Annotated in this window: 23 protein-coding genes and 3 pseudogenes; 12 read left to right on the top strand and 14 right to left on the bottom strand. The window is 63.8% G+C overall.

Annotated elements, in window-relative coordinates; all coding sequences use genetic code 11:
• Window positions 1-70 precede the first annotated feature (70 nt).
• The 3 genes from LIW51_RS21260 to LIW51_RS21250 all read left to right on the top strand — a co-directional run bounded on the left by LIW51_RS21260 (window position 71) and on the right by LIW51_RS21250 (window position 2,111).
• Window positions 71-328, top strand: coding sequence for a hypothetical protein (locus LIW51_RS21260; protein ID WP_227377020.1), 258 nt, complete (start codon window positions 71-73; stop codon window positions 326-328).
• A gap of 141 nt (window positions 329-469) precedes the next feature.
• Entirely contained in the window at window positions 470-1,528 is a 1,059-nt protein-coding gene (locus LIW51_RS21255; RefSeq protein ID WP_227377019.1) for a zinc-dependent alcohol dehydrogenase family protein, read from the top strand.
• Window positions 1,529-1,880: 352 nt separating this feature from the next.
• Window positions 1,881-2,111, top strand: coding sequence for a hypothetical protein (locus LIW51_RS21250; protein WP_227377018.1), 231 nt, complete (start codon window positions 1,881-1,883; stop codon window positions 2,109-2,111).
• A gap of 8 nt (window positions 2,112-2,119) precedes the next feature.
• Here the strand turns inward: LIW51_RS21250 and LIW51_RS21245 are convergent, their stop codons facing one another.
• Window positions 2,120-2,395: a winged helix-turn-helix transcriptional regulator gene (locus tag LIW51_RS21245; protein WP_227377017.1), complete on the bottom strand. Its 276-nt coding sequence runs from the start codon at window positions 2,393-2,395 to the stop codon at window positions 2,120-2,122.
• 117 nt (window positions 2,396-2,512) lie between these two features.
• Here LIW51_RS21245 and LIW51_RS21240 point away from each other — a divergent pair, with 117 nt between their 5' ends.
• Complete coding sequence (locus tag LIW51_RS21240) at window positions 2,513-2,710, top strand: HVO_2901 family zinc finger protein (RefSeq protein WP_227377016.1); 198 nt, start codon at window positions 2,513-2,515, stop codon at window positions 2,708-2,710.
• 215 nt (window positions 2,711-2,925) lie between these two features.
• Window positions 2,926-3,246: pseudogene (locus tag LIW51_RS21235) on the top strand (hypothetical protein); the annotation flags it as partial.
• Here LIW51_RS21235 and LIW51_RS21230 read toward each other — a convergent pair.
• Together LIW51_RS21230 and LIW51_RS21225 are read right to left on the bottom strand one after the other, a co-directional pair.
• A complete protein-coding gene (locus LIW51_RS21230) occupies window positions 3,243-4,430 on the bottom strand; it encodes a glutamate-cysteine ligase family protein (RefSeq protein ID WP_227377013.1) in 1,188 nt (395 codons plus the stop codon). The pseudogene LIW51_RS21235 and the gene LIW51_RS21230 overlap by 4 nt on opposite strands.
• Window positions 4,431-4,488: 58 nt before the next feature.
• Window positions 4,489-6,282: pseudogene (locus LIW51_RS21225) on the bottom strand (SLC13 family permease).
• A 165-nt stretch (window positions 6,283-6,447) separates the two neighbouring features.
• Between LIW51_RS21225 and LIW51_RS21220 the strand changes: the two are divergent.
• Window positions 6,448-7,497: an inorganic phosphate transporter gene (locus LIW51_RS21220; protein ID WP_227377012.1), complete on the top strand. Its 1,050-nt coding sequence runs from the start codon at window positions 6,448-6,450 to the stop codon at window positions 7,495-7,497.
• A 31-nt stretch (window positions 7,498-7,528) separates the two neighbouring features.
• Here LIW51_RS21220 and LIW51_RS21215 read toward each other — a convergent pair whose 3' ends face one another.
• The 4 genes from LIW51_RS21215 to LIW51_RS21200 form a co-directional block, all read right to left on the bottom strand.
• Entirely contained in the window at window positions 7,529-9,871 is a 2,343-nt protein-coding gene (locus tag LIW51_RS21215; RefSeq protein ID WP_227377011.1) for an Eco57I restriction-modification methylase domain-containing protein, read from the bottom strand.
• A gap of 31 nt (window positions 9,872-9,902) precedes the next feature.
• On the bottom strand, window positions 9,903-10,175 hold the full coding sequence (locus LIW51_RS21210; protein ID WP_227377010.1) for a DUF7521 family protein: 273 nt from the start codon (window positions 10,173-10,175) through the stop codon (window positions 9,903-9,905).
• Window positions 10,172-10,543, bottom strand: coding sequence for a transcriptional regulator (locus LIW51_RS21205; protein WP_227377009.1), 372 nt, complete (start codon window positions 10,541-10,543; stop codon window positions 10,172-10,174). The genes LIW51_RS21210 and LIW51_RS21205 overlap by 4 nt, the downstream gene beginning before the upstream one ends.
• Window positions 10,544-10,664: 121 nt before the next feature.
• Window positions 10,665-13,277 (bottom strand): heavy metal translocating P-type ATPase, encoded by a 2,613-nt coding sequence (locus tag LIW51_RS21200; protein ID WP_368411805.1) that lies wholly within the window; start codon window positions 13,275-13,277, stop codon window positions 10,665-10,667.
• Between the two features lie 172 nt (window positions 13,278-13,449).
• On the opposite strand from LIW51_RS21200, the gene LIW51_RS21195 reads away from it, so the two are divergent.
• Complete coding sequence (locus LIW51_RS21195) at window positions 13,450-13,617, top strand: hypothetical protein (protein WP_227377008.1); 168 nt, start codon at window positions 13,450-13,452, stop codon at window positions 13,615-13,617.
• Complete coding sequence (locus tag LIW51_RS21190) at window positions 13,581-14,309, top strand: hypothetical protein (protein WP_227377007.1); 729 nt, start codon at window positions 13,581-13,583, stop codon at window positions 14,307-14,309. Before LIW51_RS21195 ends, LIW51_RS21190 begins: the two co-directional genes overlap by 37 nt.
• A 1-nt stretch (window position 14,310) precedes the next feature.
• On the opposite strand, the gene LIW51_RS21185 is transcribed toward LIW51_RS21190, so the two are convergent.
• A complete protein-coding gene (locus LIW51_RS21185; protein WP_227377006.1) occupies window positions 14,311-14,688 on the bottom strand; it encodes an SPW repeat domain-containing protein in 378 nt (125 codons plus the stop codon).
• A 116-nt stretch (window positions 14,689-14,804) separates the two neighbouring features.
• Here LIW51_RS21185 and LIW51_RS21180 point away from each other — a divergent pair, with 116 nt between their 5' ends.
• Window positions 14,805-15,281, top strand: coding sequence for an acyl-CoA thioesterase (locus LIW51_RS21180; protein ID WP_227377005.1), 477 nt, complete (start codon window positions 14,805-14,807; stop codon window positions 15,279-15,281).
• On the opposite strand, the gene LIW51_RS21175 is transcribed toward LIW51_RS21180, so the two are convergent.
• The 4 genes and pseudogenes from LIW51_RS21175 to LIW51_RS21160 form a co-directional block, all read right to left on the bottom strand.
• On the bottom strand, window positions 15,278-16,273 hold the full coding sequence (locus LIW51_RS21175) for a ribonucleotide-diphosphate reductase subunit beta (RefSeq protein ID WP_227377003.1): 996 nt from the start codon (window positions 16,271-16,273) through the stop codon (window positions 15,278-15,280). The genes LIW51_RS21180 and LIW51_RS21175 overlap by 4 nt on opposite strands.
• Window positions 16,274-16,279: 6 nt before the next feature.
• A pseudogene (locus LIW51_RS21170) lies at window positions 16,280-18,709 on the bottom strand (ribonucleoside-diphosphate reductase subunit alpha).
• 89 nt (window positions 18,710-18,798) lie between these two features.
• Window positions 18,799-20,538 (bottom strand): Rieske (2Fe-2S) protein, encoded by a 1,740-nt coding sequence (locus LIW51_RS21165; RefSeq protein ID WP_227377001.1) that lies wholly within the window; start codon window positions 20,536-20,538, stop codon window positions 18,799-18,801.
• Window positions 20,539-20,601: 63 nt separating this feature from the next.
• On the bottom strand, window positions 20,602-21,198 hold the full coding sequence (locus LIW51_RS21160; RefSeq protein WP_227376999.1) for an AsnC family transcriptional regulator: 597 nt from the start codon (window positions 21,196-21,198) through the stop codon (window positions 20,602-20,604).
• Window positions 21,199-21,390: 192 nt separating this feature from the next.
• On the opposite strand from LIW51_RS21160, the gene LIW51_RS21155 reads away from it, so the two are divergent.
• Complete coding sequence (locus LIW51_RS21155) at window positions 21,391-21,588, top strand: heavy-metal-associated domain-containing protein (protein ID WP_227378306.1); 198 nt, start codon at window positions 21,391-21,393, stop codon at window positions 21,586-21,588.
• Here LIW51_RS21155 and LIW51_RS21150 read toward each other — a convergent pair.
• Window positions 21,570-22,634 (bottom strand): Gfo/Idh/MocA family protein, encoded by a 1,065-nt coding sequence (locus LIW51_RS21150; RefSeq protein WP_227376997.1) that lies wholly within the window; start codon window positions 22,632-22,634, stop codon window positions 21,570-21,572. The two genes, LIW51_RS21155 and LIW51_RS21150, sit on opposite strands and share 19 nt — an antisense overlap.
• 212 nt (window positions 22,635-22,846) lie before the next feature.
• Here LIW51_RS21150 and LIW51_RS21145 point away from each other — a divergent pair, with 212 nt between their 5' ends.
• Window positions 22,847-24,052 (top strand): glycosyltransferase family 4 protein, encoded by a 1,206-nt coding sequence (locus LIW51_RS21145; protein WP_227376995.1) that lies wholly within the window; start codon window positions 22,847-22,849, stop codon window positions 24,050-24,052.
• Here LIW51_RS21145 and LIW51_RS21140 read toward each other — a convergent pair.
• A complete protein-coding gene (locus LIW51_RS21140; RefSeq protein WP_227376993.1) occupies window positions 24,049-25,254 on the bottom strand; it encodes a glycosyltransferase family 4 protein in 1,206 nt (401 codons plus the stop codon). The two genes, LIW51_RS21145 and LIW51_RS21140, sit on opposite strands and share 4 nt — an antisense overlap.
• Window positions 25,255-25,338: 84 nt before the next feature.
• Here LIW51_RS21140 and LIW51_RS21135 point away from each other — a divergent pair, with 84 nt between their 5' ends.
• Window positions 25,339-26,151, top strand: coding sequence for a mycofactocin-coupled SDR family oxidoreductase (locus LIW51_RS21135; protein ID WP_227376991.1), 813 nt, complete (start codon window positions 25,339-25,341; stop codon window positions 26,149-26,151).
• Window positions 26,152-26,212 lie beyond the last annotated feature (61 nt).

The raw sequence follows: 26,212 nt of genomic DNA, 5'->3' as shown, positions 1-26,212 counted from the left end.
CGACGCGCGTTTCCGCAGTATCCGGATGTTCTGGTCTCGCTTCTAGTCGACCCCCCGACGACCGCGAATCGTGGACTTCGAAGTCACAAATTTCGACGACGAACCGCACACCGCCCACGAGCTCCTCCGAAGAGGCGGTAAATCGGTCTCCTGCGAGTCGCCTCGGCTGAAAGCCGGTGACCCGGACGCTCCTTTCGAGGGTGAGTTCGAGGGATATCCGACCGAGCGAGGTGCCGACGTCATCTACGCGTCGCGGGACGACAAGCCGGAGGAACGGCGGCGGAAACCCGATTTCAGCGATTACAACTCCGATTGTATCGGGTTTTGATAGAGGTTAGAGGTATCGTCGAACGACATTCGCGGATTTCCATCTGGCAGACGTCGGACTGTAACCCACCCGGAAACTGATTTCGAAAACGACGCTTGCCGCTCCCCGCCGTTTTAAGCCACTCACGCGCCTCGTTCCGGTATGAAAGCCGCAGTCCTGAAAGCCTACGGCGAACCGCTGGCTATCGAGGAGGTATCGGAACCCGACCCGGCGGAGCACGGCGTCGTCGTCGAAACCGAGGCGTGCGGAATCTGCCGAAGCGACTGGCACGCGTGGCAGGGCCACGGCGAGTGGGCGGACGACCAAGTTCCCGTCGGGCAGATTCTCGGCCACGAACCCGCTGGACGTGTCGCGGCGGTCGGGGAGCGGGTCGAGAGCGTCCGGGAGAGCGACCGAATCGCAGTTCCGTTCAACCTCGGACGCGGGCACTGCGGATACTGTCGGAACGGTCACGGCAACGTCTGCGAGAACGGCATTGCTCTCGGCTTCGAGGAGGCCGCCCCCGGCGCGTTCGCCGAGCGGGTTCACGTTCCCTATGCCGACTACAACGCGGTGCACCTCCCCGACGGCGTCTCGCCGGTGGAGATGGCCGGGCTCGGCTGTCGGTTCGTGACGGCGTACCACGCGCTCGCCCATCGCGCCGACCTGACGCCGGGCGACTGGGTCGCGGTTCACGGCTGCGGCGGCGTCGGCCTGTCGGCGGTTCACGTCGCGGACGCCCTCGGCGCGAACGTCGTGGCGGTCGACGTGGACGACGCGAAACTAGACCGGGCGCGGGAACTCGGCGCGGACGAGACGATAGACGCCCGGGGAGAGGACGTACCCGCGACGATTCGCACCCGAGTCGGCGGGGCGCACGTCTCCGTCGACGCGCTCGGCATCGCCGAAACCTGCCGAAACTCCGTCGACTGCCTCCGCCGCCAGGGCCAGCACGTCCAACTCGGACTGACGACCGACGAGGAACGGGGTGAGGTTTCCCTCCCTACGGACGCGATGACGATGCGCGAGATCACCTTCATCGGTTCGCGCGGAATGCCGCCCTCGCGGTACGGCGAACTCCTCCGGATGCTCGAACGCGGGGCGCTCTCGCCCGAGAAACTCGTGACGAAGACGGTGTCGCTGGCGGACGTGCCCGCCCGCCTCGCCGCAATGAGCGAGTTCGAGACGACCGGAATCGAAGTCGTGGAGTTCTCGAGTTAAGGTGTCGCCCGGTCAGCGGTCGAAGAGAAGGAAGAGAAAGCCGAGACCGAGCGTGACGGAGATGATACCGGCCATCACGAATGACTCGCTGGCCGTACGGAGCCGAGACGGTGTCGAACTTGGATAGTACGAGCGCGCCGACGCTAACGAAGAGCGAACCGAAGTCGACGAACAGGGGCGTTTTCACCAATCGAACGTTCATACGATATGATACCTTCGCGGACACATCAACGCTCCTCTCGTTCGCGTACCATTTCAATCTCGTTCTAGCGTGACGCTTTGCGTCTCGGTCGGGTACGCTGGCGTCGATACTCTCGGCACTTATATGATAAACGGAATGTCTATTTTAGGTATGGGTTCCTCGACCGGTCTCGACCTTCCCCGAATCGTCCTCATCGTCCTCCTCCTGCTGGCTACTCCCGTTATCGCGTTCTTCCTCATCGCCGGTGCGGCGACCGCCGATACCGGTTTCGTCGAGTGGTTCTGCATCGCCGTGGTTCCGCTCGCGCTCCTCGGAACCGGGCTCTACTTGCTGACCGGCGACGAGCCGAGCTGGTGGCGGTCGGTCGAAAACCGGGCGTAGGAGGCGTCTCACACCGGCGCTTCTTCGAGACAGCGCACCTGCTCCCAGTCGCGCGTCTCGTCCAGCCGGTAGAGGCGCTGGCGAGCGTCCGGGATGTACACCTCCTCTTTGACGGCACCGATATCCGTCAAGTTGTCCAGCGCGCTCCTGACTGTCCGCGCAGAGAGCCGCGACCGTTGGACAATCTCCTTTTGCGTGTGAGAACCGTCGTACTCCAGAACTTTGAAGACGAGCTTCGCACTCGGGGGTAGCTCGCAAAGGCTCGCCAGCGTCTGCTCTTTCATGGACGGGACGACGAACGCCGACCACTAAATTACTCGCTAACTTGGAGGTAACCCAGTGTCGTGCGTGTCACCGGTAAAAGCGGAGGTTCTTTTATGGATGACTGTGAATCATAGGGTATGCAGCCTGAACTTGCAAGTCGGGAGCGTGCGTCCGACGTAGACCGACTCTTCTGCCGGGAGTGCGGGGAACGTTTCGACGCCGACACTGCGACCGACGACGGTTGGCGATATCGATGCCCGAACGACGACTGCGACGGGGAGGGCATCCGAGAAGACCTTTATCCGGTAGAGGACGTACTGCCCTCCCGCCAATAGCCGAGACGGCTTTCGACCATCGCTCCCGATGGTTTTCTTTCGCCGACAGTTCGATGCAAATGCTTTAAGTCGCCACGCTACTCGAAGATGAACGTCGAATGCGGATAGACGGACTACTCATCTAGGTGCTCGCAACCCTCATGCTCGTCGCCGGACTCTCGCTCACCGGCTACGCCCTCCTCCAGTCGCCCTAGGGTGACACGACGTACACGTTCTCGGTCGAGCGGGTGAACGAGAACGAACCCGGCGTGCGCTCCGCGTCGATGGAGTACGGCGATCTCGCACTCGAGGCGCGCGTCGCCTTCGGGCGCGCGAAGCTCGGCGGTTCGTATCGGTTCCCCGAGAAGCCCCCGTCGCAGTTGGACGCCCACTCGTTCGTCATCACCGACGACGCCGTCTACGCGCTCGAAATCTCCAAATGGGAGCACATCACCGAGCGCATGGCGACCCTGTTCGGCGGGACGATAACCGCGCTCATCGGCGTCTTCGTCTCGTGGCTCGACGTGGTCAGCGGATTCCGCTCGCGGACGAACTAGCTTCCGGTCAACTCCGCCACTTCCTCGACCAGTCGGTCGGCGTACTCGCGTCTTATCCGAAGCGCCTCCTCGCGCGGAAGCGTCCATCCATGTTCGATGCGGTCGGATATCGGGTGGTAGCGCGTCGTGTCGAACCCCATCGTCGTCAGGTAATCCTGCACGCGAAGCGACCCGAGTCCCTCGTTGATGGCCGCGGTGCTGAGTTCGCGTACCTCTGGAAACGGCGGGATTCCTATCTTCTCCGTCCGCACGCCCGTCTCCCCGACGACGACGTCTTTGTACTCCGTCTGCTGTAGGAGGTTCGCGACGTCGCTCACGAGGCGGAGGATCTGACTCGGAAGCGCGGTGTCGGGCGCGCGCCACTCGACCGTCGGCGACCGGTGGCGCAGGCGAACCGGCGTCAGCACCGCGTCTTCGCGCTTGAAATATCGGGAGAACGTCCCCGTGTCGATGCCGCGCTCCCGCGCGATGAGTTGGAGGACGAAATACTGCTCGTCGATGCGCTCTTCCCACTGGTCTTCGCTCTCGGCGTAATCCCAGAGGTCGCGATAGCGCGCGAACGTCGAGTGCGACTCGTAGCGATACACCGCGGCGCGGGAGGAACTCGCCAGTTTGCTCCCGTCGAAGTACGGTGACGAGGAGACGAGCGCGAGCGCCGGGTCGAGCGCCGTGAGCAGGTTCAACTGCCGAACGACGTTCCCCCGGTCGAAGTGGACGTGCGTCCCCGCGCAGTTCTTCGCGTACGCCATGTCGTCCCCGTACATCCGTTCCAGCAGCCGCCCGCGTTCGCTGGTGACGGGAAGCGATTCGCGGGCCAGCGGCGTTCCGAGCGGAACCAGCGATAGGCCGCGTTCGTCCGCCGCGTCGCAGACGGTTCGCAGTACCGACCCGAACTCGCGGCGGAGTTCATCCGTGTTCGAGACGGGCGGCGTCTGCACCTCTATCAGCGGCGCGACGAACTCGGGAACGACGTGCTCGCTCACCTCGGCGATGTCGCCCGTGTCGGTCGCTAGTTCTCCCAATTCGTCGACGACCCAGTATTCCGCTTCGAGTCCAATTTTCATCTCCCCTCCCCGGTCGGTGACCGTCGCCGTCCCCCTCGTACCTTCCGTCCCCCTCGAACTTGTCGTCCACCGCGTTCTCGCTTCCCCATCATATCCGGCGCCTCGGGAGTCGAATGTCACCGAGCGATAGGAGTAGTAGGACACTCATCTGTTAATATCTTACGCGGATTATGTCCCTTCAGAGCCCCCAGAACGAGACGATTCCCGCAACCGTCACGACCGAGAGAAGCAACTGGAGTGGCGCGCCAATTCGGAAGTAGTCAGTGAACTTGTACCCGCCCGGTCCGTAGACGAATAGGTTGGTCTGGTAGCCGACCGGTCCGAGGAACGACGTCGAGGCGGCGAACGTCACCGCGAGGACGAACACGAAGGGGTTCGCGCCGATGCGAATCGCCGCCTCGATGGCGACGGGAATCATGAGGACGACGCTGGCGTTGTTGCTGATGACTTCGGTGATGAGGCCGGTGGCGATGTAGAACACCCAGAGCACGGCGATGAGGGGGAGGAAATCCGCGCTGGCGGCGACGAGACCGCCGAGCAGTTCCGCCCCGCCAGACTGTTCGAGCGCGATGCCGAGCGGGATGACGCCCGCGAGCAGGAAGATGACGTTCCACTCCACCGAGTCGTACAGTTCGGTGGGTCGCAACACTCCGGTTGCGACCATCGCCACCACGCCGCCGAGCGCCGTCACGAGGATGGGGAAGACGCCGAGCGCGGCGAGCGCGACCACGCCGAAGACGATGGCGATCGCCGCCGGAATCTTGTCGGTTCGGTAGTCGGGGTCGGACGCCTCGTGCGCGACGATGAAATCCCGGTTCGCGGAGAGGCGGTCGATGCTGTTCGCGGACGCCTGCACGAGCAGGGTGTCGCCGACGCGAATCGTCACCTGGTCGAGTCGGTCGTGGATAAGTTCCCCGTGGCTTCGAAAGGCGAGGACGGTGGCGTCGTACCGCTCGCGGAACGTCGAACTCTCCAGCGTCTCGCCGACGAGCGTGGAACCGGACGGGACGACCACCTCGACCAGCGTCTGCTCCTCGCCGGGCCGCATCTCCGCTTCCGTCGTCGGCGTTCCGACGAGCGTCAACTCGTCCAGCGTCACGAGCGAACGGAGGGTCGAACGGTCGGTTCAGAGTTTGAGCACGTCGCCCACTCGGATGGTCTTCTGGCCGAGGGGCTCGATGAACGTCTCGTCGTCGCGGACGATCTGGAGGATGTCCGCGTCGAAGATCGCCCCGTCGATGGCTTCTTCGGCCGTCTTGCCGACGAACGGCGAGCCGTCTTCGACTCGCACCTCGGTGAGGTAATCTTCCATCTCGTACTCTTCGATGTAATCTTCCTGCGGCGGCACGCGTTCCGGCAGGAGTCGATGACCGACGAGCAGGAGATAGAGGCTCCCGGTAACGAGGACGATGAGTCCGAGGCCGGTGAACTCGAACATCGAGAAGGCGTGAAGCGAGGGGTGCTCGTCGGCGAGTCGCCCCGCTACGTTGCTGGCGAGGATGTTGGTCGAGGTGCCGATGAGCGTGAGCATCCCGCCGAGCATCGAGGCGTAGGAGAGCGGGATGAGCAGTTTCGACGGGGACGTTCTCCCCTCGTGCGCGAGGTCGGTGATGACGGGAACGAGGATCGCCACGACGGGGGTATTGTTCACGAAACCGGAGGCCGGGCCGGCGACGCCGATGGTGGCGAACAACTGCTTCCGGAGGTCGGTGCCCGCGAACCTCGTCAGTCTGCTCCCCAGAAGCTGGACGACCCCGGTCTGGCTGACGCCCGAACTCAGGATGAGCATCGCCAGCACCGTGATGGTCGCCTCGTTCGAGAATCCCGAAATTCCTTCTACCGTGTCGATTCCGGTCCACGGTTCCAACACCATCAGCGTAACCATCACCAGAATTACCGTCACGTCCACGGGCAACAACTCGGTCGCAAAGAGCACGAGCGCGAGCACGACGACGGCGAACACTACCAGCATATCCGTCGTCACGCCCGTCATCCCGGCCTGCAACATGCCCGAAAATACGGAGGTACCTCGGAAAAAGGTTTCCAGACGACTCGCGTAAAAACGTTTCAATAAGTTATGGATGCGTGTACTAATAGATTAGAAAAATATTTCAAGTGCTTTCGAGTAAATCATAGCATGGCGCTTTCCGTTCTTCTCGCGGTCGGCATCGTCACCGCGATCTTCGTCGGTGTAAACGTCGGCGGCTCTTCGACGGGGGTCGCGTTCGGCCCCGCGACGGGGAGCGACGCGCTTTCCATGCGTCGCGCCTCCGCGCTGATGGCCATCTTCGTCTTGCTCGGGGGAGCGACGCTCGGTACGCACGTCGTCGAGACGCTCGGCGGCGAGTTCGTCGCGCCCGAACATTTCACGCTCGGCGCCTCCATCGGTATCCTACTGTTCACCGGTCTCGGCATCCTGCTCGGCAACGTGCTCCGCGTCTCCGTCAGCACGAGTGAAACGGCGGTCGGTGCCGTCGTCGGGATGGGTGCCGCCCTCGGCGTTCTCGACTGGTCGGTCGTCGGCGTCGTCGTGACGTGGTGGTTCGTCTCCGCGGTCGCCGCGTTCTGGGTCTCGGCGGTCGTCGGGCGGTACCTCTACAATTCGCTCGTCTCGTGGCTGGCGCTCGAATCGAACCGTCGGGCGAAACTGGGACGGACGGTCGTCATCGTCGTCGGGTGCTACATGGCCTTCTCCGCCGGGGCGAGCAACGTGGCGAACGCGGTCGCGCCCCTCGTCGGCTCCGGTCGACTGGCGATGAACTCCGGCGTCGCAGTCGGCGGCCTCGCCATCGGCGTCGGAGCGTTCCTGCTCGGCCCTCGAACGATGAAGACGGTCGGAAACGAGATCACGGATCTGCCGGTCGAAGCCGCGCTCGTCGTGGAAGTCGTCTCTGCCACCATCATCACCGGTCTCAGCTGGGCCGGCATCCCTGCGAGTCTGGCGGTGACGACGACGATGTGCGTCATCGGACTCGGCTGGGGTCGGGCCAGTCGCCGCGTTACGTTTGGTTCGGCGCTTCGTTCCGGTTCTGCCGACGAGTGCAACAGGCGGGAAGATGGCAAGTTACAACTCTACGACGATGGCGTCACGAGGCGCGTCGTCTCCACGTGGTTCGCCACCCCCATCCTCGCCGGGGCGGTCGCGTTCGCCGCCTTCGCGCTCGTCGGGCGGTTCCACCTCCCGTAGCTTGGTCGTCCTCGTTTTTCATCCTGTCCGGTCACTCGACCAATCGCTCTATCGTCCCGATTTCCTCCGGTGAGAGACCGTAGGCCCGATAGACAAGTCGGTCGATGGCGGCGTCCGTTCGCGCCAGTTTCTCGTCTAGCTCAGCCGCGCGACGGCAGGAATCGACGAACTCCTCGGCGTCGTCGGGCGACGGTAGGCGAAGCGATTCGAGTCGGTCGCGGAGCGAGATGGTCTTCGTCGCCCGGTCGGGGAACGCGTCGCCTTCGACCGCCCGCGGGACGTACCACCTGAGCAGGTCGCGCCACGCCTGGTCGCCATCGAACGCCAACGCGGGAATCGACTCGGTCTCGACGAACCCCCACGAATCGGTGTTTCCGATTTCCCTTCCTCCCCCCTCGCCGGGTCGGTACCGCGCCGTGGCCGCGAAGACGAGTTCTCCGCCTCGCTCCGCGACCGACACCGTTCCGAGTCGGAGTCCGTCCCGCGCGCTCGTCGTCTCGGTCAGTATCGAATCGCCGAGCGAGTCGGCGAGGTCGCCGAACAGCGGTCCGTCCGCTTCCGGAAGCCGGACGACGATGTCGTCTCGTTCGCGTCGGAGGTCGCTCATTCGGGTTGCCAGCGCGGCCAGCGCGTCGCGTTCGTTCGTTCCGGCGGGGACGGGCAACTGCGTTGCGAACATCGGTTTGAACCGGAGGTACCCCCCGCTGACGTGCGTGCCGCCGTACACTTGCCGGAACCAGCAGGCGGCCGCGCTCGAGTTGATGACCGCGAGGAGGTATCGAAGCGGGAGGTCGGAGTGAGAACGCGGGCGAACGCTGTAGAGCGTGTTGAGGGCGTAGAAGCCGTCCGCGTCGTACGTCGCCATCGGGCGGTCGCTGATATCCCGAAGCAGCAGCTTCTCGCACTCGAAGACCCCCCGGTCGCGCAGACCGCCGTATTCGCCCTCGCCGATGAGCGACGGGTCGAACCGTATCCACTCGTCGTCCCACTCCAATCCGTAGCGCGAGACGTCACCCCCGCAGACGAGTCTCTCGCAGTCTGGGCCGGGGTCGTCCGCGAAGAGCTTCTCCCGCACGTTTCCGGTGTGGATTCCCTCGGTCAGACCGACGTGTTCCCCGAAATCGTCGTGGTCGCGTCGAAGTCGCTCCGCGATGGGGACGAACGCGGGGTCGATGCCGACCGGAATCACCCGGTCGCCGAGTTCGTCCACGAACGACCGCGAGAACGTCGTCTCGGTCGCCCGATGGAGCTCCCTCGGCGAGTCGGCCCGCCGGACGCGAATCGTCTCGGTCGGCCCCGCGTCCGTCTCGACGGTGACGACGAGCGGGTAGACGCTGGCGTCCGCGAACACCGACACCGCCGACACGTCGAGCAGTTCCACCAGTCGGTGTCGGTCGAGAAGGTGGTTCCGGAGCGTCCTCCCGTACTGCGCCGTCGTCCACTTGTTCGGGACGACGCACGCCACCCGGTCGCCGAGTTCCGTCATCCGCTCCAGAAACGGCACGTAGAGATCGAACGCGCCCGTCGCTGCGGCGTACCGCTCCTTGAGGTCGGTTTTCGTCTCCGTCGGGATGTGTCGGCTCCGAACGTAGGGCGGGTTTCCAACGACCGCGTCGAATCGCCTCCCTCGGAGCACGTCCGGCCCGTCGCCGGCGAGCGCGTCGCCGACTCGGAGGTTGTCATCCGGCCAGACGCCGGTTTCCAGCCACACCGCCGACCGGGCGAGTTCTACCGCCAGCGGGTCTACGTCCACGCCGAAGACGGAGTTCTCGGCGACGTACCTTCGCGCTTTCCCCCCCGGTTCGTCGCGCGACTCCGCGAGTCGGTCGATGGCACGGACGAGAAAATGACCGCTCCCCATCGCGGGGTCGAGCACCCGCGCGTCCCCCGCCCCGTCGAGCGCCTGCGAGACGGCATACTCGACCACGTCTTCCGGCGTGTAGTACGCGCCGACCGCCGCCCGGCGCGTCGGCGCGTCGACGAGTTGAACCCCGTCGTCGGTCGCGGCCGGCTCGCGGTCGAGTAGCCGCTCGTACATCCCGCCGATGTGACGGGTCGAGAGGGGTTCCAAATCGATATCGGCAACCAGCGACGAGAGCCGCGCCTCCGTCGCCAACGACAGCGAATCGAGTCGCTTTCGCTCCGCTTCGAGTTCCGGCCCAACGGCGAACGGCGGTTCACTCCGCCCTCGCGCCGCCGCGAACTCCGCGACGAGAGCGCGAAACACGCCGACCAGAGCGGCGTCGAACGCTCGTTCGAGGTCGTCTGCGTCGTCCGCGTCGAGTAACCCGTCCGTGACTAGTTCGGTGGCCAGTCGGACGGTTTCGTCCGTAATCTCCGCATCGAGCCCGTCGTCGCCGCGGAGCGCGTCCATTGGTTCCGAATCACTCCCCGGTAGGATAACTCTACTCCGCGTACAGCGAGTAGGCGATGGCGGCGAAGCCGATGACGGTGAGCGCGCTCTCGATGACGAGCACGAAGTCGCGGTTCACGGTGAACACCTGATCCGCGAGCCCCGCGAGAATCGCACCGAGGGTGACGACGCCGAATCCTATCGCCAACGACCGAAGCGCGGGCGACCCGGTTCGGCGGTACGCTTTGAGCGCGAAGTACGTTATCACGCCGCCGAGGACGAGCGTGAGCGTCTTCAGGACGATGACGAGTGGCGTGACGTTCATGTTTCCTTTCGCACCTCCTCCCAAAGTCGTTCGAGGCGTTCGTCGGTCGTCCGCGGCGGTCGCTCTATCGAGACGTCGAACTCGCGGTCGTCCGTCAGCGCGATGTTCACGGACTTGACCGCGATTCGATACCGCGACGTGTGGTGTCCGTCTTCGCGAATTTCGGTCAGTTCTGACACGAGCGATGCGTCGCTCAGCGTGTCGAGCTTCCGGTAAAGCGTCGAAAGCGGGATGTCGGTCGAATCGGCGAGTTCGCGTGCTGTCATCGGATTGTCCAACTCCATGATGATTCGTCGGCAGGCGGGGTCATCGAGGGCGTCGAGGATGTCCTGCAGTTCGGGCGCGTCGTCTGCCAAGTCCCGCACCATTCGCCCCCACCTTTCTCGGCTCGACACATAACTGGTTCGACTACTGCGAACGTTCTCGTCCCCCGAGAATCGCCGAAAAATCGCCAGAGGGAGCGGAAATCTACCCCACCATTTCCGCTGTTCACCGACGAAAACCGAGGAGTCGGTAATCGCGGTCGGGCTCGTACCTGCGGAAGAGCAGGCTGTTCGCCAGCACGCTCACGCTGGAGAACGCCATCGCGCCGGCCGCGAGCGCGGGTTGCAGGAGGCCGAGCGAGGCCAGCGGAATCATCGCCGTGTTGTAGCCGAGCGCCCAGAAGAGGTTCTGTTTTATCTTCGAGAGCGTCCCCCCCGAGATGCGGACGGCTTTCAGCACGTCGCGCGGGTCGTCGCGCATGAGGGTCACGTCCGCCGCCTCGATGGCCACGTCCGTTCCGCTTCCGATGGCGGTTCCGACGAAGGCCGCGACGAGCGCCGGAGCGTCGTTCACGCCGTCGCCGACCATCATCACTCGCTTTCCGTCCGACTGCACGTCTTCGACCGCGTCCGCCTTCTCGTCCGGAAGCACTTCGGCGTGGACGCCGTCACGGTTGATCCCGACCTGCTCGGCCACGGCGCGCGCGGTTCGCTCGTTGTCGCCCGTGAGCATGAGCACGTCCAGACCGCGCGCTCGGAGGTCGGCGACGGCCCCTTTGGCACCTGCTTTCACCTCGTCGGCGTCGGCGACCACGCCCGCCAAGCGACCGTCGACCGCGACCAGCATCGCCGTCTTACCCTCGCGTTCGAGTCGTTCCATCGCACCCTCCGCGGGCGTCGGGTCGATTCCCTCGTCGCGGAGCAGTTTTCGGTTTCCGACGAGGACGGTTCCGCGGCTCGTCTCCGCCCGGACGCCGTGTCCGGGGACGTTCTCGAACGAGGCCGGTTCTTTGACCACAACGCCGCGTTCTCTCGCACCCTCGACGATGGCTTCCGCGAGGGGATGTTCGCTTCCGCGTTCCGCGCTGGCCGCCGCGGAGAGGACGAACTCCTCCGTCGCTTCGGGACGCGTTCCGCTCTCGACCGCCTCGACGCCGCCGTCGGCGGCGGGTTTGATGGCGACCACGTCGGTCAGACGCATCTCGCCCTCGGTGAGCGTTCCCGTTTTGTCGAAGACGACGGTGTCCACGTCCTTCACTCGCTCCAGCACGTCGCCGCCTTTGAACAGGACGCCGGTGCGAGCGCCGATGGCCGTGCCGACCATCGTCGCGGTCGGCGTTGCGAGCCCCAGCGCGCAGGGGCAGGCGATGAGTACCGCGCTAGCGAAGACGACAATCGCGAACTCGAACTGCGAGACGCCCCCGCCCGCCGCTTCGGGGCCGCCCGCGACCGGACTCCAGAGGGGGAGCACGTCCACGAATCCGGCGAGCATTTCGGGGAAGAGATACCAGACGACACCCCAGAACAGCGCGTTGGTGATGACTGCCGGGACAAAGTAGGCGCTGCTCCGGTCGGCGAGGTTCTGAATCTCGGGCTGGCGGGACTGGGCCTCATTCACCATCCGAACGATCTGCTGGAGGGCTGTCTCCTCGCCTACCCTCGTCGCGCGAACCGTGAGCACGCCGTTCTCGTTGATGGTCGCGCCTATGACCTCGTCCCCCTCGCGTTTTTCTACTGGAACGGACTCCCCGGTAACCATCGACTCGTTCACCGCGCTCTCGCCATCGACGACGACGCCGTCGGTCGGAATCTTCTCGCCGGGACGGACGCGGAGCAGGTCGCCTTCTTCGACTTCGTCCAGCGGAATTTCGCGTTCGTTTCCGTCCGCAACCACCGTCGCGGTGTCGGCTTCCAGTTCGAGCAGTTCGCGGAGGGCGTCGCTGGCGCGGCCCTTCGACCGGGCTTCGAGCCAGTTGCCCATCGTGATGAACACCAGGATGAGCACCGCGCTGTCGAAGTAGGTTCCGCCGGGGACGAGGTTCAGCAGGACGGCGACGCTGTAGAGGTACGCCGTGGTCGAACCGAGTGCGATGAGCACGTCCATGTTCGCCGTCCCGTTCCGAACGAGTGCCGTGTAGGCGTTCTCGTAGAACTCCTTGCCTAACGCGACCTGCACGGGCGTCGCCAGCAGGAACTGAATGAGGCGAATATCGACGCCGAACAGCGTTTCACCCAGAAATTCGGGGAAAAAGAGGTGTTCGAACATGAAAAAGACCAGCGGGAGCGCGAGCACCGCTCCGAACAGCGTCAGGCGAAATTGTTTTCGAATCTCCGCGTGGCGGGCCGCTCGCCGGGCGTCTCCGCCCTCGTCCTCGGTTTCGTCTTCTCGAACCGGCGCGTAGCCCGAAGCCTCGATGGCGTCGTAGAGATCCGCGACGCTCGCTTCGGCGGGATTGTACTCGACGCTCGCCTCGTCGGCGGCGAAATTCGCGTCGGCGCTCACGACCCCGGGAACCGCTTCGAGCGCCGTTTCGACCGACTCCGAGCAGTTCGTACAGGACATATCCGATACGCCGACGGTCGTCCTCGCGCGAATCGGGTCGTACCCCGCATCCTCGATGGTCGCGTAGATATCCGCCAGAGAAACCTCGTCGGGGTCGTACTCGACAGTTCCCTCGTCGGTGGCGAAGTTGACGGTCGCTTCCCGCACGCCGTCGAGCGATTCGAGCGCCGCCCCGACCGTTCCGGAGCAGTTCGCACAGCTCATCCCGCGGATTTCGAGTTGCATTTTTTCTGCCACGGTCATTTCCTTGTCACTAACTACGGCGTCCTTATTCATGCACCTTCTCCTTTGAGAAGTTCGGATATCGCCTCCCGAAACCTTCGATTCATTAGGTCGACACGCCGAAACGCATCATCGAAAGAACCGAAATCGGGAGCCGACCCGTTTCACCGACCGAACTCCGCCCTATCCGTAACGTTTTAAGTAAAAACGAAGACAATTCGTGGTGATGCGTCGCGCCCTCCTCGCGTTCGTGCTCGCCCTCTCCGTCGTCACCGCCGGGTGTAACTCCTTTTTGACGGCGTCGGGCCGACTCCCGCTCTCGAAACGACTCACCTCTCGGGCGAACTCGTTCCGGGATTGTCGGCGGAAGGGGTCACTGACCGCGGCGAACTGACGGAGGCGCACGCCCGGATACTCCTCGAAAAATCGTTCACGGTTCGGTCTCGTCTCGTCGAGCGAGCCGCCGACGGCAGCGTTCTGGGGCGAAGGAAGTCCGCCACTCGAGTCGGGTCGAACCACAGTCACTACTCCATTTACTCTGCCAGCAACGGGTCGATGGTAGACGTATTCTTCCGCTCTCCCGGAAACGGATCGGCGGCGGGCGAACGCGAGGCCGAGTTCGCCGTGTGGTCGAAGGGAAGCCTATCGCTGGTGGCGACGACCGTGGACGGCCGAACCAACTACGGACGCCGTCGAGGTGGGGGCAGATTCCTGGTCGGTGGTGTCGGATCGGCCACGAACCACGACCGCCTGTACGTCCTCTTCACTGCGATGAACGTCACCCGCGTCGAACGAATCGAGACGGCGGAATCGGGAACGCCGACGTACAGGGTCGTCGCAAACGACCTCTCTAACCCGGTCGCGCTCGCGAGCAACGACGGTTTCGATTCGGTCGAAAACGCCTCGCTCGTCGCCGTCGTCGATACTTCGGGATTGGTTCACCGCTATCGGTTCGAAGCAACCGGCGTCAGGAACGGGAATCGAATACACCCTATGGAGACGTTCGAGGTGACGAACGTCGGCGAGACGGCGGTGAAACGACCGTCGTGGTACGCGGAGGCGACGAAAAACAACTCGCGGCGGTGACTCACCGCTGACCGGTCAGTGCTCGTTCGGTCACCGCCGCCGAGCGCGCCTCTCGAATCGCCCGTCCGCCGAGAGCCGCCAGCAGGACGCCGATTATCGCGTCGCCCCAGAGAGGAAGCGGTCCGGCGGTTGCGACGACGAATGGGCGCGTCGTCTGCCAGAGGCCGAGCAGTCCGAGGAAGCCACCCGCTGCGATGCCCGTCGACCGTCCGCGCCACGTGGAGATCGCTCCGTAAAGCGCGAGGAGCAACACCGCGACTCCGACGAGCATATCGTTCCAGAAGTTCTCGGCGAGCATCGCCTCGTAGACGACGAACGGTGCGACCAGTAACCAGACGCCGAGCGGTGCGCCCGCCACGACGGCCCTGTTCTTCCGCATTGCTGTACGCTTCGAACGACGCTTCCGACGATAAGTCGAACGGCTATCTAATCAAACGAACTTTCAATAAAACAAGCTCAGATGATTTATCTGTGAGAACCACGTAGCGACGATCGATGCGAGACACCGCGACATTATCGGATTCGCACACGGTCGTGAGCGAGATCCTGATGCCGAACGACGCGAACAACCTCGGGCGGGCGCTCGGCGGGTCGATACTCCACTGGATGGACATCTGCGCCGCCATCGCCTCCCGCCGGTTCCCCCGACGACAGGTCGTCACCGCGTCGATGGATCACGTCGATTTTCTCGGTTCCATCGATCTCGGCGACATCGTTGTCGTCGAAGGGTACGTGTTCGAAACCGGGCGAACGAGTATGGACGTGCTGGTCGACGTTTGCGCGGAACGACCGAGCGAAAACGCGGTTCAGGACACCGCGACGTCGTTTTTCACGATGGTCGCGCTGGACGACGACGAGCGACCGACGGACGTTCCCGACGTCGCTTGTCCGACTGACGAACAGGCGATGCTCCGCGACGACGCGCTTCGGCAGCGTCGCGAGCGCCGGGAGTCGCTCGAAACCGCCCGCTAGGACCAGTCGAGCGACCCGGCGTCCCGGTATTCGGCGACGTTCGTCTCGAAGAAGTTCTTCTCCCTGTTCAAGTCCGTCGCCTCCGACATCCACGAGAACGGGTTCTCCGCTCCGTATCGCTCGTCCATCCCGAGTTGACGCAGCCTGCGGTCGGCGACGTACTCGACGTACTCCGCGAACTGTTCCGCGCTCATCCCGACGATGCCCTCGGGACAGGCTTCGCGGGCGTAGATCTTCTCCAGTTCGACGGCTCGTTTCACGAGTCGGTTGATCTCCGCTTCGAACTCGTCCGTCCAGACGCCCGAGTTTTCGCGGCGAATCTCCTTGATGAGGTCGATGCCGAACGCGAGGTGGAGCGACTCGTCGCGCATGATGTACTCGAACTGCTCGCCGACGCCGACCATCTTCCCCTGTCGTTTCAGGCCGAGCATCATGGCGAAGCCCGCGTAGAAGAAGATGCCCTCCATGATGACGTAGAATCCTACGAGGTCGCGGACGAGCGCTCGCACATCCTCGGTCGTCTCGACGCTGAAATCGTCGCGGTCGATGGCCCGCGTAAGTTCGACGACGAACTCGTCCTTCTCGGCGATGGAGGGAATGCGGTCGTACATCCCGTACAGATGCTCGGGGTCGAACCCGAGCGAGTCACAGCAGTAAATGAACGTGTCTGTGTGGATCGCTTCCTCGTAGGCCTGCCGGAGGAGATACTGGCGGCACTCCGGCGCGGTGACGTACTCGTAGAGGGCTAGCACGACGTTGTTCGCTGTCAACGATTCGGCGGTCGAGAAGAAGCCGAGGTTCCACTCGACCAGCCGTCGCTCCTCGTCGCTCAGTTCGTCGCCGTTCCACTGTCGCACGTCGTCGCCCATCGGAATCTCCTCGGGCGTCCAGTTGTTGGCGACGCCAGCGCGGTAGTACTCACGCGCCCAGTCGTAGTCGATGGGCAGGATCTTGTTTGGGTCGTGTTGATTGTCGATGTCGAGTATCGGCATTGTTACTCACTGACAGGCGTCGCAGGTCGGGTCTTCGACGCTCGGCACGTCTGTGGTTCCGTCGTTCGTCCCCGTCTCGTCGCTCGCTCGGGTCTCATCGTCCGTCCGCGTCCCGTCGGTTCGGGTCTGCGTCTTTCCGTACTCGGCCATGTCGACGGTGGATTTCTCTATCTGGCTCGCGCCGAGCGTTCGCAAGTAGTACGTCGTCTTCAGCCCGTGTTCCCACGCGAACTGGTAGATATCGTCCAACAGTTGCCCGTCGGAAGACGGGAAGAAAACGTTGTGCGACTGACTCTGATCTATCCAGCAAGCTCGCCGCGCGGTCAGCCGAATCTGGTGGCGCGGGTCGATTTCGAACGCGCCGCGGTGCAGTTCGCGGAGGTCGGAGGGGATTGATTCTATCTCCTGTATCGACCCGTCGTGGTACTTGATGCGGTCTAACATCTCGGCGTCCCACAGGTCGCGTGCCTTGAGGTCACTGACGAGACGTTCGTTCACGACGGTGAAATCCCCCGTGACGTTTGATTTCACGTACAGGTTCGAGTACATCGGTTCGATGGAGGGCGTCGTCCCCGCGATGGTCGAGATAGTCGCGGTCGGCGCGATAGCCATCGTGTTGGAGTTTCGCATTCCCTGGTCGGCGACGTGTTCGCGGACGCGCTCCCAATCGAGGCGCTCTTCGAACTCGACCGGAATCTCGTAGTCTCGTTCGTCGGCGAGCAGTTCCACGGTATCCTGCGGCAGCAGTCCGCGACTCCACTTCGACCCCTCGTAGCTGTCGTAGGTGCCTCGCTCGCGCGCCAGTCAGGAGGAGTTCAGGATAGTGTGGTACGAGACGAACTCCTGCGTTTCGCCCGCGAACTCGATAGCGCGCTCCGACTGCATCGGAATCCCCTGCTCCAACAGCGCGTCGTGAAAGCCCATCACGCCGAGACCGACGGGACGGTGGCGCATGTTCGAACGCTCCGAGTCCTCGGTCGGGTAGAAGTTCAAGTCGACGACGTTGTCGAGCATCCGCATCGCCGTTTCGACGGTGTCGGCCAACCGCTCGTGCCGGAGCCCGTCCTCGGTGACGTGCCGGGCGAGATTCACCGACCCGAGGTTGCAGACCGCCGTTTCGTCAGTGCTCGTGTTGAGCGTAATCTCGGTGCAGAGATTCGAAGAACGGACGACGCCGGCGTGGTCTTGCGGCGACCGAACGTTGCAGGCGTCTTTGAAGGTTATCCACGGATGTCCGGTTTCGAACAGTCGCGTCAGCATCGTCCGCCAGAGTTCACTCGCCTCGACCTGCTCGTACTGTCGAAGCTCTCCTCGCTCGGCTTCGCGTTCGTAGTCTTCGTACCGCTCCTCGAACTCGGCTCCGTAGCTACCGTGCAGATCGGGAACCTCGTCCGGCGAGAAGAGCGTCCACGTCTCGCCCTCCCGAACCCGCTTCACAAACAGATCGGGAACCCACGCCGCGGTGTTCATGTCGTGGGTGCGTCGGCGTTCGTCGCCCGTGTTCCGACGGAGGTCGAGAAACGCCGGGAAGTCGAGGTGCCACGGTTCGAGATACGCGCAGGCCGCCCCCCTCCGCTTTCCGGAGCGATTGATGGCGGCGGTCACGTCGTTGCTTATCTTCAAGAACGGGACGATACCGCTCGACTCGACGCCCGTCGATTCGATGAGCGAACCGGACGCCCGGAGGTTCGTCCAGTCGGTGCCGATGCCGCCCGACCACTTCGAGAGGCGGGCGTGGTCGCCGTATCGCTCGAAAATGTGATCCAAATCGTCCGCTATCGTCGTGACGTAACAGGACGATAGCTGCGGTTGAGTCGTCCCCGCGTGGAACAGCGTCGGCGTCGAGGGAACGAACCGAAGTCTCGACATGACCTCGTAGAACTCCGTCACGCGTTCCTGTCGCTCGCTCACCTCCTCCTGGAGCGCGAGACCCATTGCCACCCGCATCCAGAACGCTTGTGGCAGTTCGATGGGCGCGTCGTCCACCCTGAGGAAGTATCGTTGCGAGAGCGTCTCCATCGCCATGTAAGAGAGTAAGTCGTCTCGGCCGGGCCGGAGCGCGTTGGCGAGACCGTCGAGGTCGTACGAGAGCAGGCGTTTGTCCAGCAGATCGGCGTCGACGCCTCGACGGACGTTCTCGACGAACGTCTCTCTATACGCTCGTTCGTCGTTGTGCGAACCGACGACGTTCCGTCGATACCCTTGTTGGAACGCGTCCGCCGCGATATCGTCGTACGCCGGGTCGCGCTCGATGCGCGCGCTCGCCGCCTTCGCCACGGTGTCGTACTTCTCATCGCGGGTCGCGCCGTCGTACAGCTCCCGCTCCACCTCGCGGACGAGTTCGTCGACGGCGTCGTCCGTGACCGATTCGACCCCCGTTTGCGCTCGTTCTACTATCGAGCGAATCCCCTCGCTCGTCGTCGTGCTGTGACTCATTGGCTCCACCCTGCCCTGACCGACGACGGAGGTATAAAGCTTTCCAAGTAGACTTTCATTTCCTAAAGTCTATTTGATTTACGCGAGAGTTAGTTCGTCTCGTGTATCTTCTCGCCGCGGTTCAGTCGCTCGGCGATGACGTAGGTCTGTTCGGCCTCCCGGCGCGTCGGGAAGTGGGCGGCCATGTAGCGAGCGAGCGCGACGAGCGCCAGTTCCCGCTCGCGCTCGTCCTCGCGCAGGTCGAACTGGGCGAACGACGCTTCGAGGTTCTGGAGCGTGTGGAAGCCCGCGTCTTCGCGCAGGAGGGCTCGGCCGAGCGTCCGCTTCAGGTCGGCGGGGTCGCCGCCCGCCGCGAAGTGCTCGGCGACGAGCGTCGCGGCGTCGTCGACGCCTCCCTCCTCGTCGAACGTTTCGAGCAGTTCGTCGCGGAGTTCGGCGGGGTCGGCGTCTGATGCCGCGACGTTCGGCAGGGGCACGGGCGGCGTGTTCAGGAAGCGGTCGAGGTAAACGCTCATCGCGCCCGTCAGGACGCCCCGATACAGCGCGATCGAACTCGCGCGCCTCGCGGCCCGCTGGACGGCGTTGTTGTAAGTGAAGGTGTGGTGAACGGTGTTCCAGTCGTTGAACTCGTTCGACGTACCGAACTGCGCGATTCGCATCACCGACGCGAACGAGATGCTATCGGCGAGTTGTTCGCAGGTCGCACCGTTCCGGACGGCGTCCGTCAGCGCGTCGAGGATGGCGTGCGGGTCGTCCGAGAGCAGGGTGTCTGCGAAGTCGTCGGGTTCTTCCCACGTCTCGTTCGCTCCCGCTTCGACCAGTTCGGGCAACTCGTCGAAGGCGTCGAACAGCAACTCCGCGATGTCGATGGGTTGCGTCCACGAGGAGAGTTCTTCGCTCCGCCGGGCGTCGGTCAATCGCGGGATGACGCTCGGCAGGACGGTCGAGGCGTGCTCCCAGCCGACGTGATCTAACAGTTCGAGGCTCTTGTTGATGAAATCGAAGCTGTGGCCCGCGTCGAGGTAGAGGTGGTCGGTCGCGGCGGCGTAGAGCATTTCGGCGACCTGCTCGGGTTCGAGCGTCGCGATGGCGGTCTGGAGGCAACGTTCCGCGCCGTCGTCGTCGCGCACCTCCGCGCAGTCGCGGAACCACCGCCGGAGACGCTCCGCGGACACGTCCTGCGTCTCGAAGGAGGGCTGGTCGAAGTGCGGCGCTTCGCCCTGACAGTCCGACGCGACGTGGCGCAGCCCCGTGAACAGCGCCCGCGGGCGGTCGTCGGCCCGGAGGTCGGGGAGCACGTTTGCCATGCAGGAGTGGATGGTCAGCCCCGAACTCCAGCCCTGGTCGCGGTAGCGTGTTCCGAACTCCGCCCCGATTCGCAGGGGTTCGGACGCCGAAACGCCCTCGTTCGACAGGCCGATGACCGACTTGGCGACCACGAGACGGAGGTTCTCTTCGAGGCCGGTTTCGAGCCGCCCTTTCCAGCGTTCTTCCGGCGACTCGTCCGGCTCCGGGTGGAGGTCGACGTACACGTCGCCGTCGCGTTCTTCGATAGGGTACGCCTGCACGTCGTCGGCCCACGGGTCGAACGTGTCGCCGCACGAGAGTTCGAACCGAGCGTGGTGCCAGTGGCAGGTCAGGATTCCATCGTCGACGCTGCCATCGCTCAACGGGAAACCCATGTGCGGACAGCGGTTATTGACCGCGCGAAACTCCCCTTCGTGGTAGAACAGCGCGAGCGACCGCCCGCCGCGGTTCACCAGCAGTCGTCCTTCGTCTCGGAGTTCGTCGGCGTCGGCTACGCGAACGAACGTCTGGTTCGTTGCCATGTACGTTCGTTTGGTACACGTCACCAAAACCCTTCCCTGAAACGGATTCCTGTTCGGAGTCCGTCAGTTCGACACGCCCTCTTGGAGTCGTTCGTACCGGTCGGCGAACTGCGACCGACACGACGGACAGCAGAAGTGGTAGAGTTCGCCCTCGATGCGGGTGGACTCGCCCTCGCTCGTGACGGTGTTACCGCACTCGACGCAGTCGGGGACGAATTCAATGGTTCCCGGCTGCGGGTTCCACTCGTCCTCCACGAGCAACTGCACGTCGTATTCGAGGACAGCGTCCTCTCCGATGGCGTCCGAGAGGAGCGTCTCGACCGCCCGTTCGCGGAGATTCGTCTTGCAGACGAGGTGCGCGTCGGCGGTGACGAAGACGTGTTCGACGCCCTCGAACGACGCCAGCGACTCCTTGACCTCGTCGACGTAGCCCGGTCTGGCGTTGACGGTGACGAGAAGCGAGAGGCCGTCCGTGAGGATGCCGTGGTCGAGATCGACCGTGAAGCGGCGAATGACCCCCAGTTCCTGCAGGCGCTCGACGCGGTCGGACACGGTCGGCGGCGAGAGACCGACCGTCTCGGCGATCTCGTTGTACGGGCGGCGCGCGTCCTCCACGAGCAACCGGATTATCTCCCGGTCGGTGTCGTCGATCTGTCTCATTGCGTTTCGTTTGGGATAGGGTGATAAAACAGCTTTCGATATTTCGATTCCGCGTCGTCGGATACCTGTGTATGATGGGTGCGAATGCAAATTCCCTTCGGGAAATAAATGAATTATCCGTCGATGGATGGCGAGGGAGAACCGCGCTACGGACTCGAAACCGAGAAAAAGGTCGAACGAGAAACTTCCCGCATGGTAACGACGATTACGGTCGATGGAATGAGTTGCGGCGGCTGCGAACGGAACGTCGTCGACGCGCTCGAAGATATTTCGGGCGTCTCCGAGGCGAGCGCCGACCACGAAAACGGAACCGCGACGGTCGAAGGCGAGGCGAACATCGACGAACTCGTCACTGCCGTCGAGAATGCCGGCTACTCGGCTTCTCCCTGAAGCGTTCGTCTCTCCTCGCGCGCTTCTCTCACTCGTTCGAGGAGCGCGCCGACGTTCACCGTCTCGCCGGTTGCGGCGGACTCGTAGGCCGCCTCCGTGAGCGCCGTCACCTGCAACCCGAACTGGCCCGACACCGCCGGTTCGCGCTCTCCCTCGACCACCTGCACGAACGCGGCGAGTTTCCGTCGGGTTAGTTGGCGGAATCCGGTGGTCGATTCGTCCTCTCGGACGTGCGTCGTCCCGTCCGCATCGACGACGGTCATCTCGCCGTCGTGGTAATCGATGCGCCCGTCCGTCCCCCAGATGACGATTCCCTCGTGCGGGTCGGCCTTGGATCCGTCGCCGGTCACGCCGATGCTCGCGGTGATCGTCTTCCCGTCGCGTTCGAGCGTGGCGGCCAGCGCCGAGTTGACGTCGACGTCGTGGCCGCGGGTGTCGGTCACCGTTGCGACGGACGCGGGGCGCGAGTCAGTCGTCCAGAGCAGTGCGTCGAGCAGGTGCGACCCGGAGTCGTACAACTGACCGCCGCCCGACAGGGAGGGGTTGGTTCGCCACGTTCCCTTTTGAATCGATATCCACTCCTGCCCGAGATAGCAGTTGACCATGTGAACGTCGCCGATACGCCCGCTCTCGACCGTCTTCTTGAGTTCGCGGAACAGAGGGTGGAAGTGTCGCTGATAGCCGACCTGGAGAACGCGGTCGAGTTCGTCCGCCGTCTCGACGAGGTCGACGGCATTCTCGATGCCCGTCGCCATCGGCTTCTCGACGAACACGTCCACTCCGGCGCGGAGGCAGTCCATCGCCTGCTCGTAGTGGAGTGTGTGCGGCGTGACAATGCTGACCGCGTCCAGTTTGTCCCCGTGCGCTTCGAGCATCGAGTTGTGCTTCTCGTACGCGGGCGCTCCGTGCGCCGATTCGAACGCCTCGCGCGACGCCACCGAAACGTCCGCCCCCGCGACGATTTCGACGCCGTCGATGTCTGCGAGGATGTCGAGTTCGATGCTTCCGAGACCGCCGAGGCCGATGGCCCCCAGTCGCGTGCCCATACTCGTCCCGCAGTATCTCGCGGTGATAAATGAATCGGATTCTATGAACGACGGTCTTCGGCCCCGAACTTCCCGGACGGCCGAAATCGCCTCATCTATCGAGAATACGTTTGCCAGCTTACTATTCCTTCTTCTACACCTTATGACGTGTTTCGAATCGCCCAGAACACCTATTGAAAGTCGCGTCGGCCAATTGATAGAGGGGTGATAGAATGGCCGATGTAGCAGTAATTCACATGGATATGATGGCGAAAGGAGGTGGGGAAGCGGTGGCGATGAACGTCCTCGAAGCGCTTCAGGGCGACCACGACGTGACGCTACTGACGCTGACGACGCCCGACTTCGAGGAACTCAACGACTACTTCAACACGAACGTCGACTCGGTTTCGGTGCAGAAAGCCGGTCACCTCGCGCCGTTCGTACACGACACGTACGGACTGAAGTACTACGTCCTCCAGAACGCGTTGCTCAGTCGATACGCCCGGCGTCACGCGGACGAGTACGACCTGCTCGTCAGCACGATCAACGAACTCGGCCTCGAAACGGATTCCGTCCAGTACATCCACTTCCCGTTCGACTGGACGGTCAGCCTCGACAACCGCGAGCACATCTTCCATCCCACGGTGGAGGACGACTCCTTCTACGAGAAGCTCTGTACGCAGATCGCGGGTGTCAAACAGGAGGATATCCGGGCGAACACCCTCTTGGCGAACTCCCGCTGGACGGCGTCGGTCGTTGAAGACGCCTACGGGACGAAGCCCCGAGTGGTTCATCCGCCCATCGATACGAACGAGTTCGAACCCCGTCCGTGGGAGGAACGCGAAAACGGGTTCGTCACCCTCGGTCGAATCGAGCGAAGCAAGCGCATCACGGAGATGATAGAGATCATCGACGCACTCCGCGAACGCGGTCACGATACCCACTTCCACATCATCGGCCCGACGGTCGACGAGGAGTACCGCGAGGAAGTGGCCGAGATGGCGCGAAGTCGTCCGTACATCGAACTGGAGGGCGAGGTTCCGCGGTCTACGCTCGTCGAACGAGTAAGCACCCACAAGTTCGGTATCCATGGCAAACAGTTCGAACACTTCGGGATGGCCGTCGCGGAACTCGCCGCTGGCGGTGCGATTCCGTTCGTTCCGAACGACGGCGGACAGCACGCCATCGTGGACGGCCGGGAGGAACTGCTCTACGAGTCACCGTCCGATGCAGTCGAGAAGATAAACGGCGTGCTGTCCGACCCGTCGCTCCAGCGCGACCTCCGAACTCGTCCCGACGAGATACGCCGTCGGTTCGGTCGAGAACGCTTCCGCGACGAGATTCGCACCGTCGTGACGGACGCGCTCAAACGGTCGGACGGTCGCCGCTCCGGCGTGCCGATCGAACTTCTGGACGACGTGACCGAGAGTACCGATTAACGCCACTCCGAGTACACCGCTTCCAGCGATTCGACCGTTCGCTCCCACGTGTAGTTCTCCTCGGCGTACGTCCGGCAGGCGCGAGACGCCGACCGACGAGTTTCCGGAAATAGCTCCGCCCACGCCGTCATCCTCCGCGCCAACGCTTCGGGGGTCGTCGCCTCCGCGAGCACCGGCGTCGGAACCGCCGGTTTCGATTCGAGATCGGAGAGCAACTCAACCGTCCCGCCGACCGGCGTCGCCACCGCCGGAGTTCCGCTGGCGAGGGCTTCGAGCGTCGCTAGCCCGAACCCTTCTAGTTCCGTCGTCGGCAGGACGAACAGATCTGCGGTGGCGTACGCGCTCGGCAGCGCCTCGTCCGGGACGTATCCGAGGAACGCGGTTTCGTCGGCGACGTCGAGTTCGTCCGCCGTTCGCTCCAGTTCGTTTCGGAGCGAACCATCCCCGGCGATGTAGAGTCGGGCGTCGGGATGCTCCGCGACGACGTGCGAGAACGCTTCGAACAGCAGGTCGTGACCCATCCGCGGACTGAGCCGACGTACGGTGAGAAACGACGGTGCTCCCGTCATCGACTCGAATTCGCCCGCCCCCGGATGGAACGTCTCGATATCGACGCCGCCCGGCACGACCTCCGACCGGGAGGCCTCGTCGTACGTCTCGCGCATTCGGTCGCGCATGAACTCGCTCAGGGTGATGACGCCCCTCGTCCGGTCGAGAACGAACTGCTCGACGGCAGTTCGAACCTTCGCGTTCAGCTCCCGCCGCGATGTCGACCCGGCGTCTGCGTTCCGCGTTCGAATTCGGTACTCGGTCGGCCACGGGCTGTGGAACGTGGCGGTTCGCGGAATCTCGTCGTCAGCGCAGAGATGAACCAGCAACGACGTGACCGGCCCCTGAAAACTGAGCAGGTCGAGCGGTTCGTTCTCGCTCGCCTCCCGCACGAACTCGTCGACGCGCCCGAGTGCAGCCGGAACCTGCGAGAGAACCTCGTCCGCCCGTCGGTTGGCGACCTCGATGTCGTACCGATACACGTCGATTCCCGCGACCGATTCGCGGCGCGGAACGTCGCCCCGACGCCGGGTGACGACCGACACGCGGTGGCCCCGCTCGACGAACCGTCTCGCGGTCTCGTAGACGTAGCGACCGGTGCCCCCGGAACCGGGGTCGGGATAGAAGTCGTGGGAACCCGCGAGGATGTGCATGGTCGTCGTTCCACGTCCGCGCTCTAATGCACACCGGCCAATGCTTAGTTGACCCACCCCGTCGAATAGCAACAGGGGACTACAATGGTGGAATATGATTTCGACGATAAGGTAGCGTTCGTGACCGGCGCGGCCCGCGGTCAGGGCCGTTCACACGCGGTTCACTACGCGAAGCACGGGGCCGACGTGGTGGCGACGGATATCTGCGAAACGAACGAGCAGTCCGGGTACGAGATGGGCGACAAAACCGAGTTGGACGAGACGGTCGAACTGGCCCGCGAAGAGGGGGCCGACGTTCTCGGCGTTCAGCTCGACGTTTCGAAGGAGGGCGACGTGGAACGCGGCGTGGAGCGGGCCATCGAGGAGTTCGGCCGGATAGATATCCTCGCCAACAACGCGGGCGTCGCGCCCGCTGCCGGGTTGCTGGAGATGGATGAGGAGACGTGGGACTACGCGCTCGAGGTGAACCTGAAAGGGATGTGGCTCTGCGCCAAGCACGTCGGACTACACATGGCGGAACGCGGCGAGGGCGGACGCATCGTCAACACGTCCTCCACGGCGGGACTCGTCGCCTCGCCGGGACTCGGCCACTACACCGCCGCCAAACACGGCGTGCTCGGTCTGACGAAGACGCTCGCCATCGAACTCGCACCGCACGACGTGACGGTCAACGCCGTCTGTCCGACCGCCGTGGACACGGCGATGGTCGGCGGCATCATCGAGAACATCGACGACGAACTCGCCGAACTCGCGGAGCAGTCCGGCCCAGACAACGTGCTCGGGGACATCGTACAACCGGAGGACGTGAGCGCGGCGTTCATGTGGCTCTCCAGCGACGAAGCGCGCTACGTGACGGGTATTTCGCTTCCGGTCGCGGCCGGGGCGACCGCGATCTGAAAGCGTCGGACGTCCCCCGAATCAGAAGCTTCGTGCCGGAAAGCGAACCTACTAAGCGGTG

Source organism: Haladaptatus halobius (assembly GCF_020618475.1).
GTDB classification, from domain to species: Archaea; Halobacteriota; Halobacteria; order Halobacteriales; family Haladaptataceae; genus Haladaptatus; species Haladaptatus halobius.
Note: the sequence above shows the minus strand (reverse complement) of the source record. Positions and strands in the feature narration are given on the sequence as shown.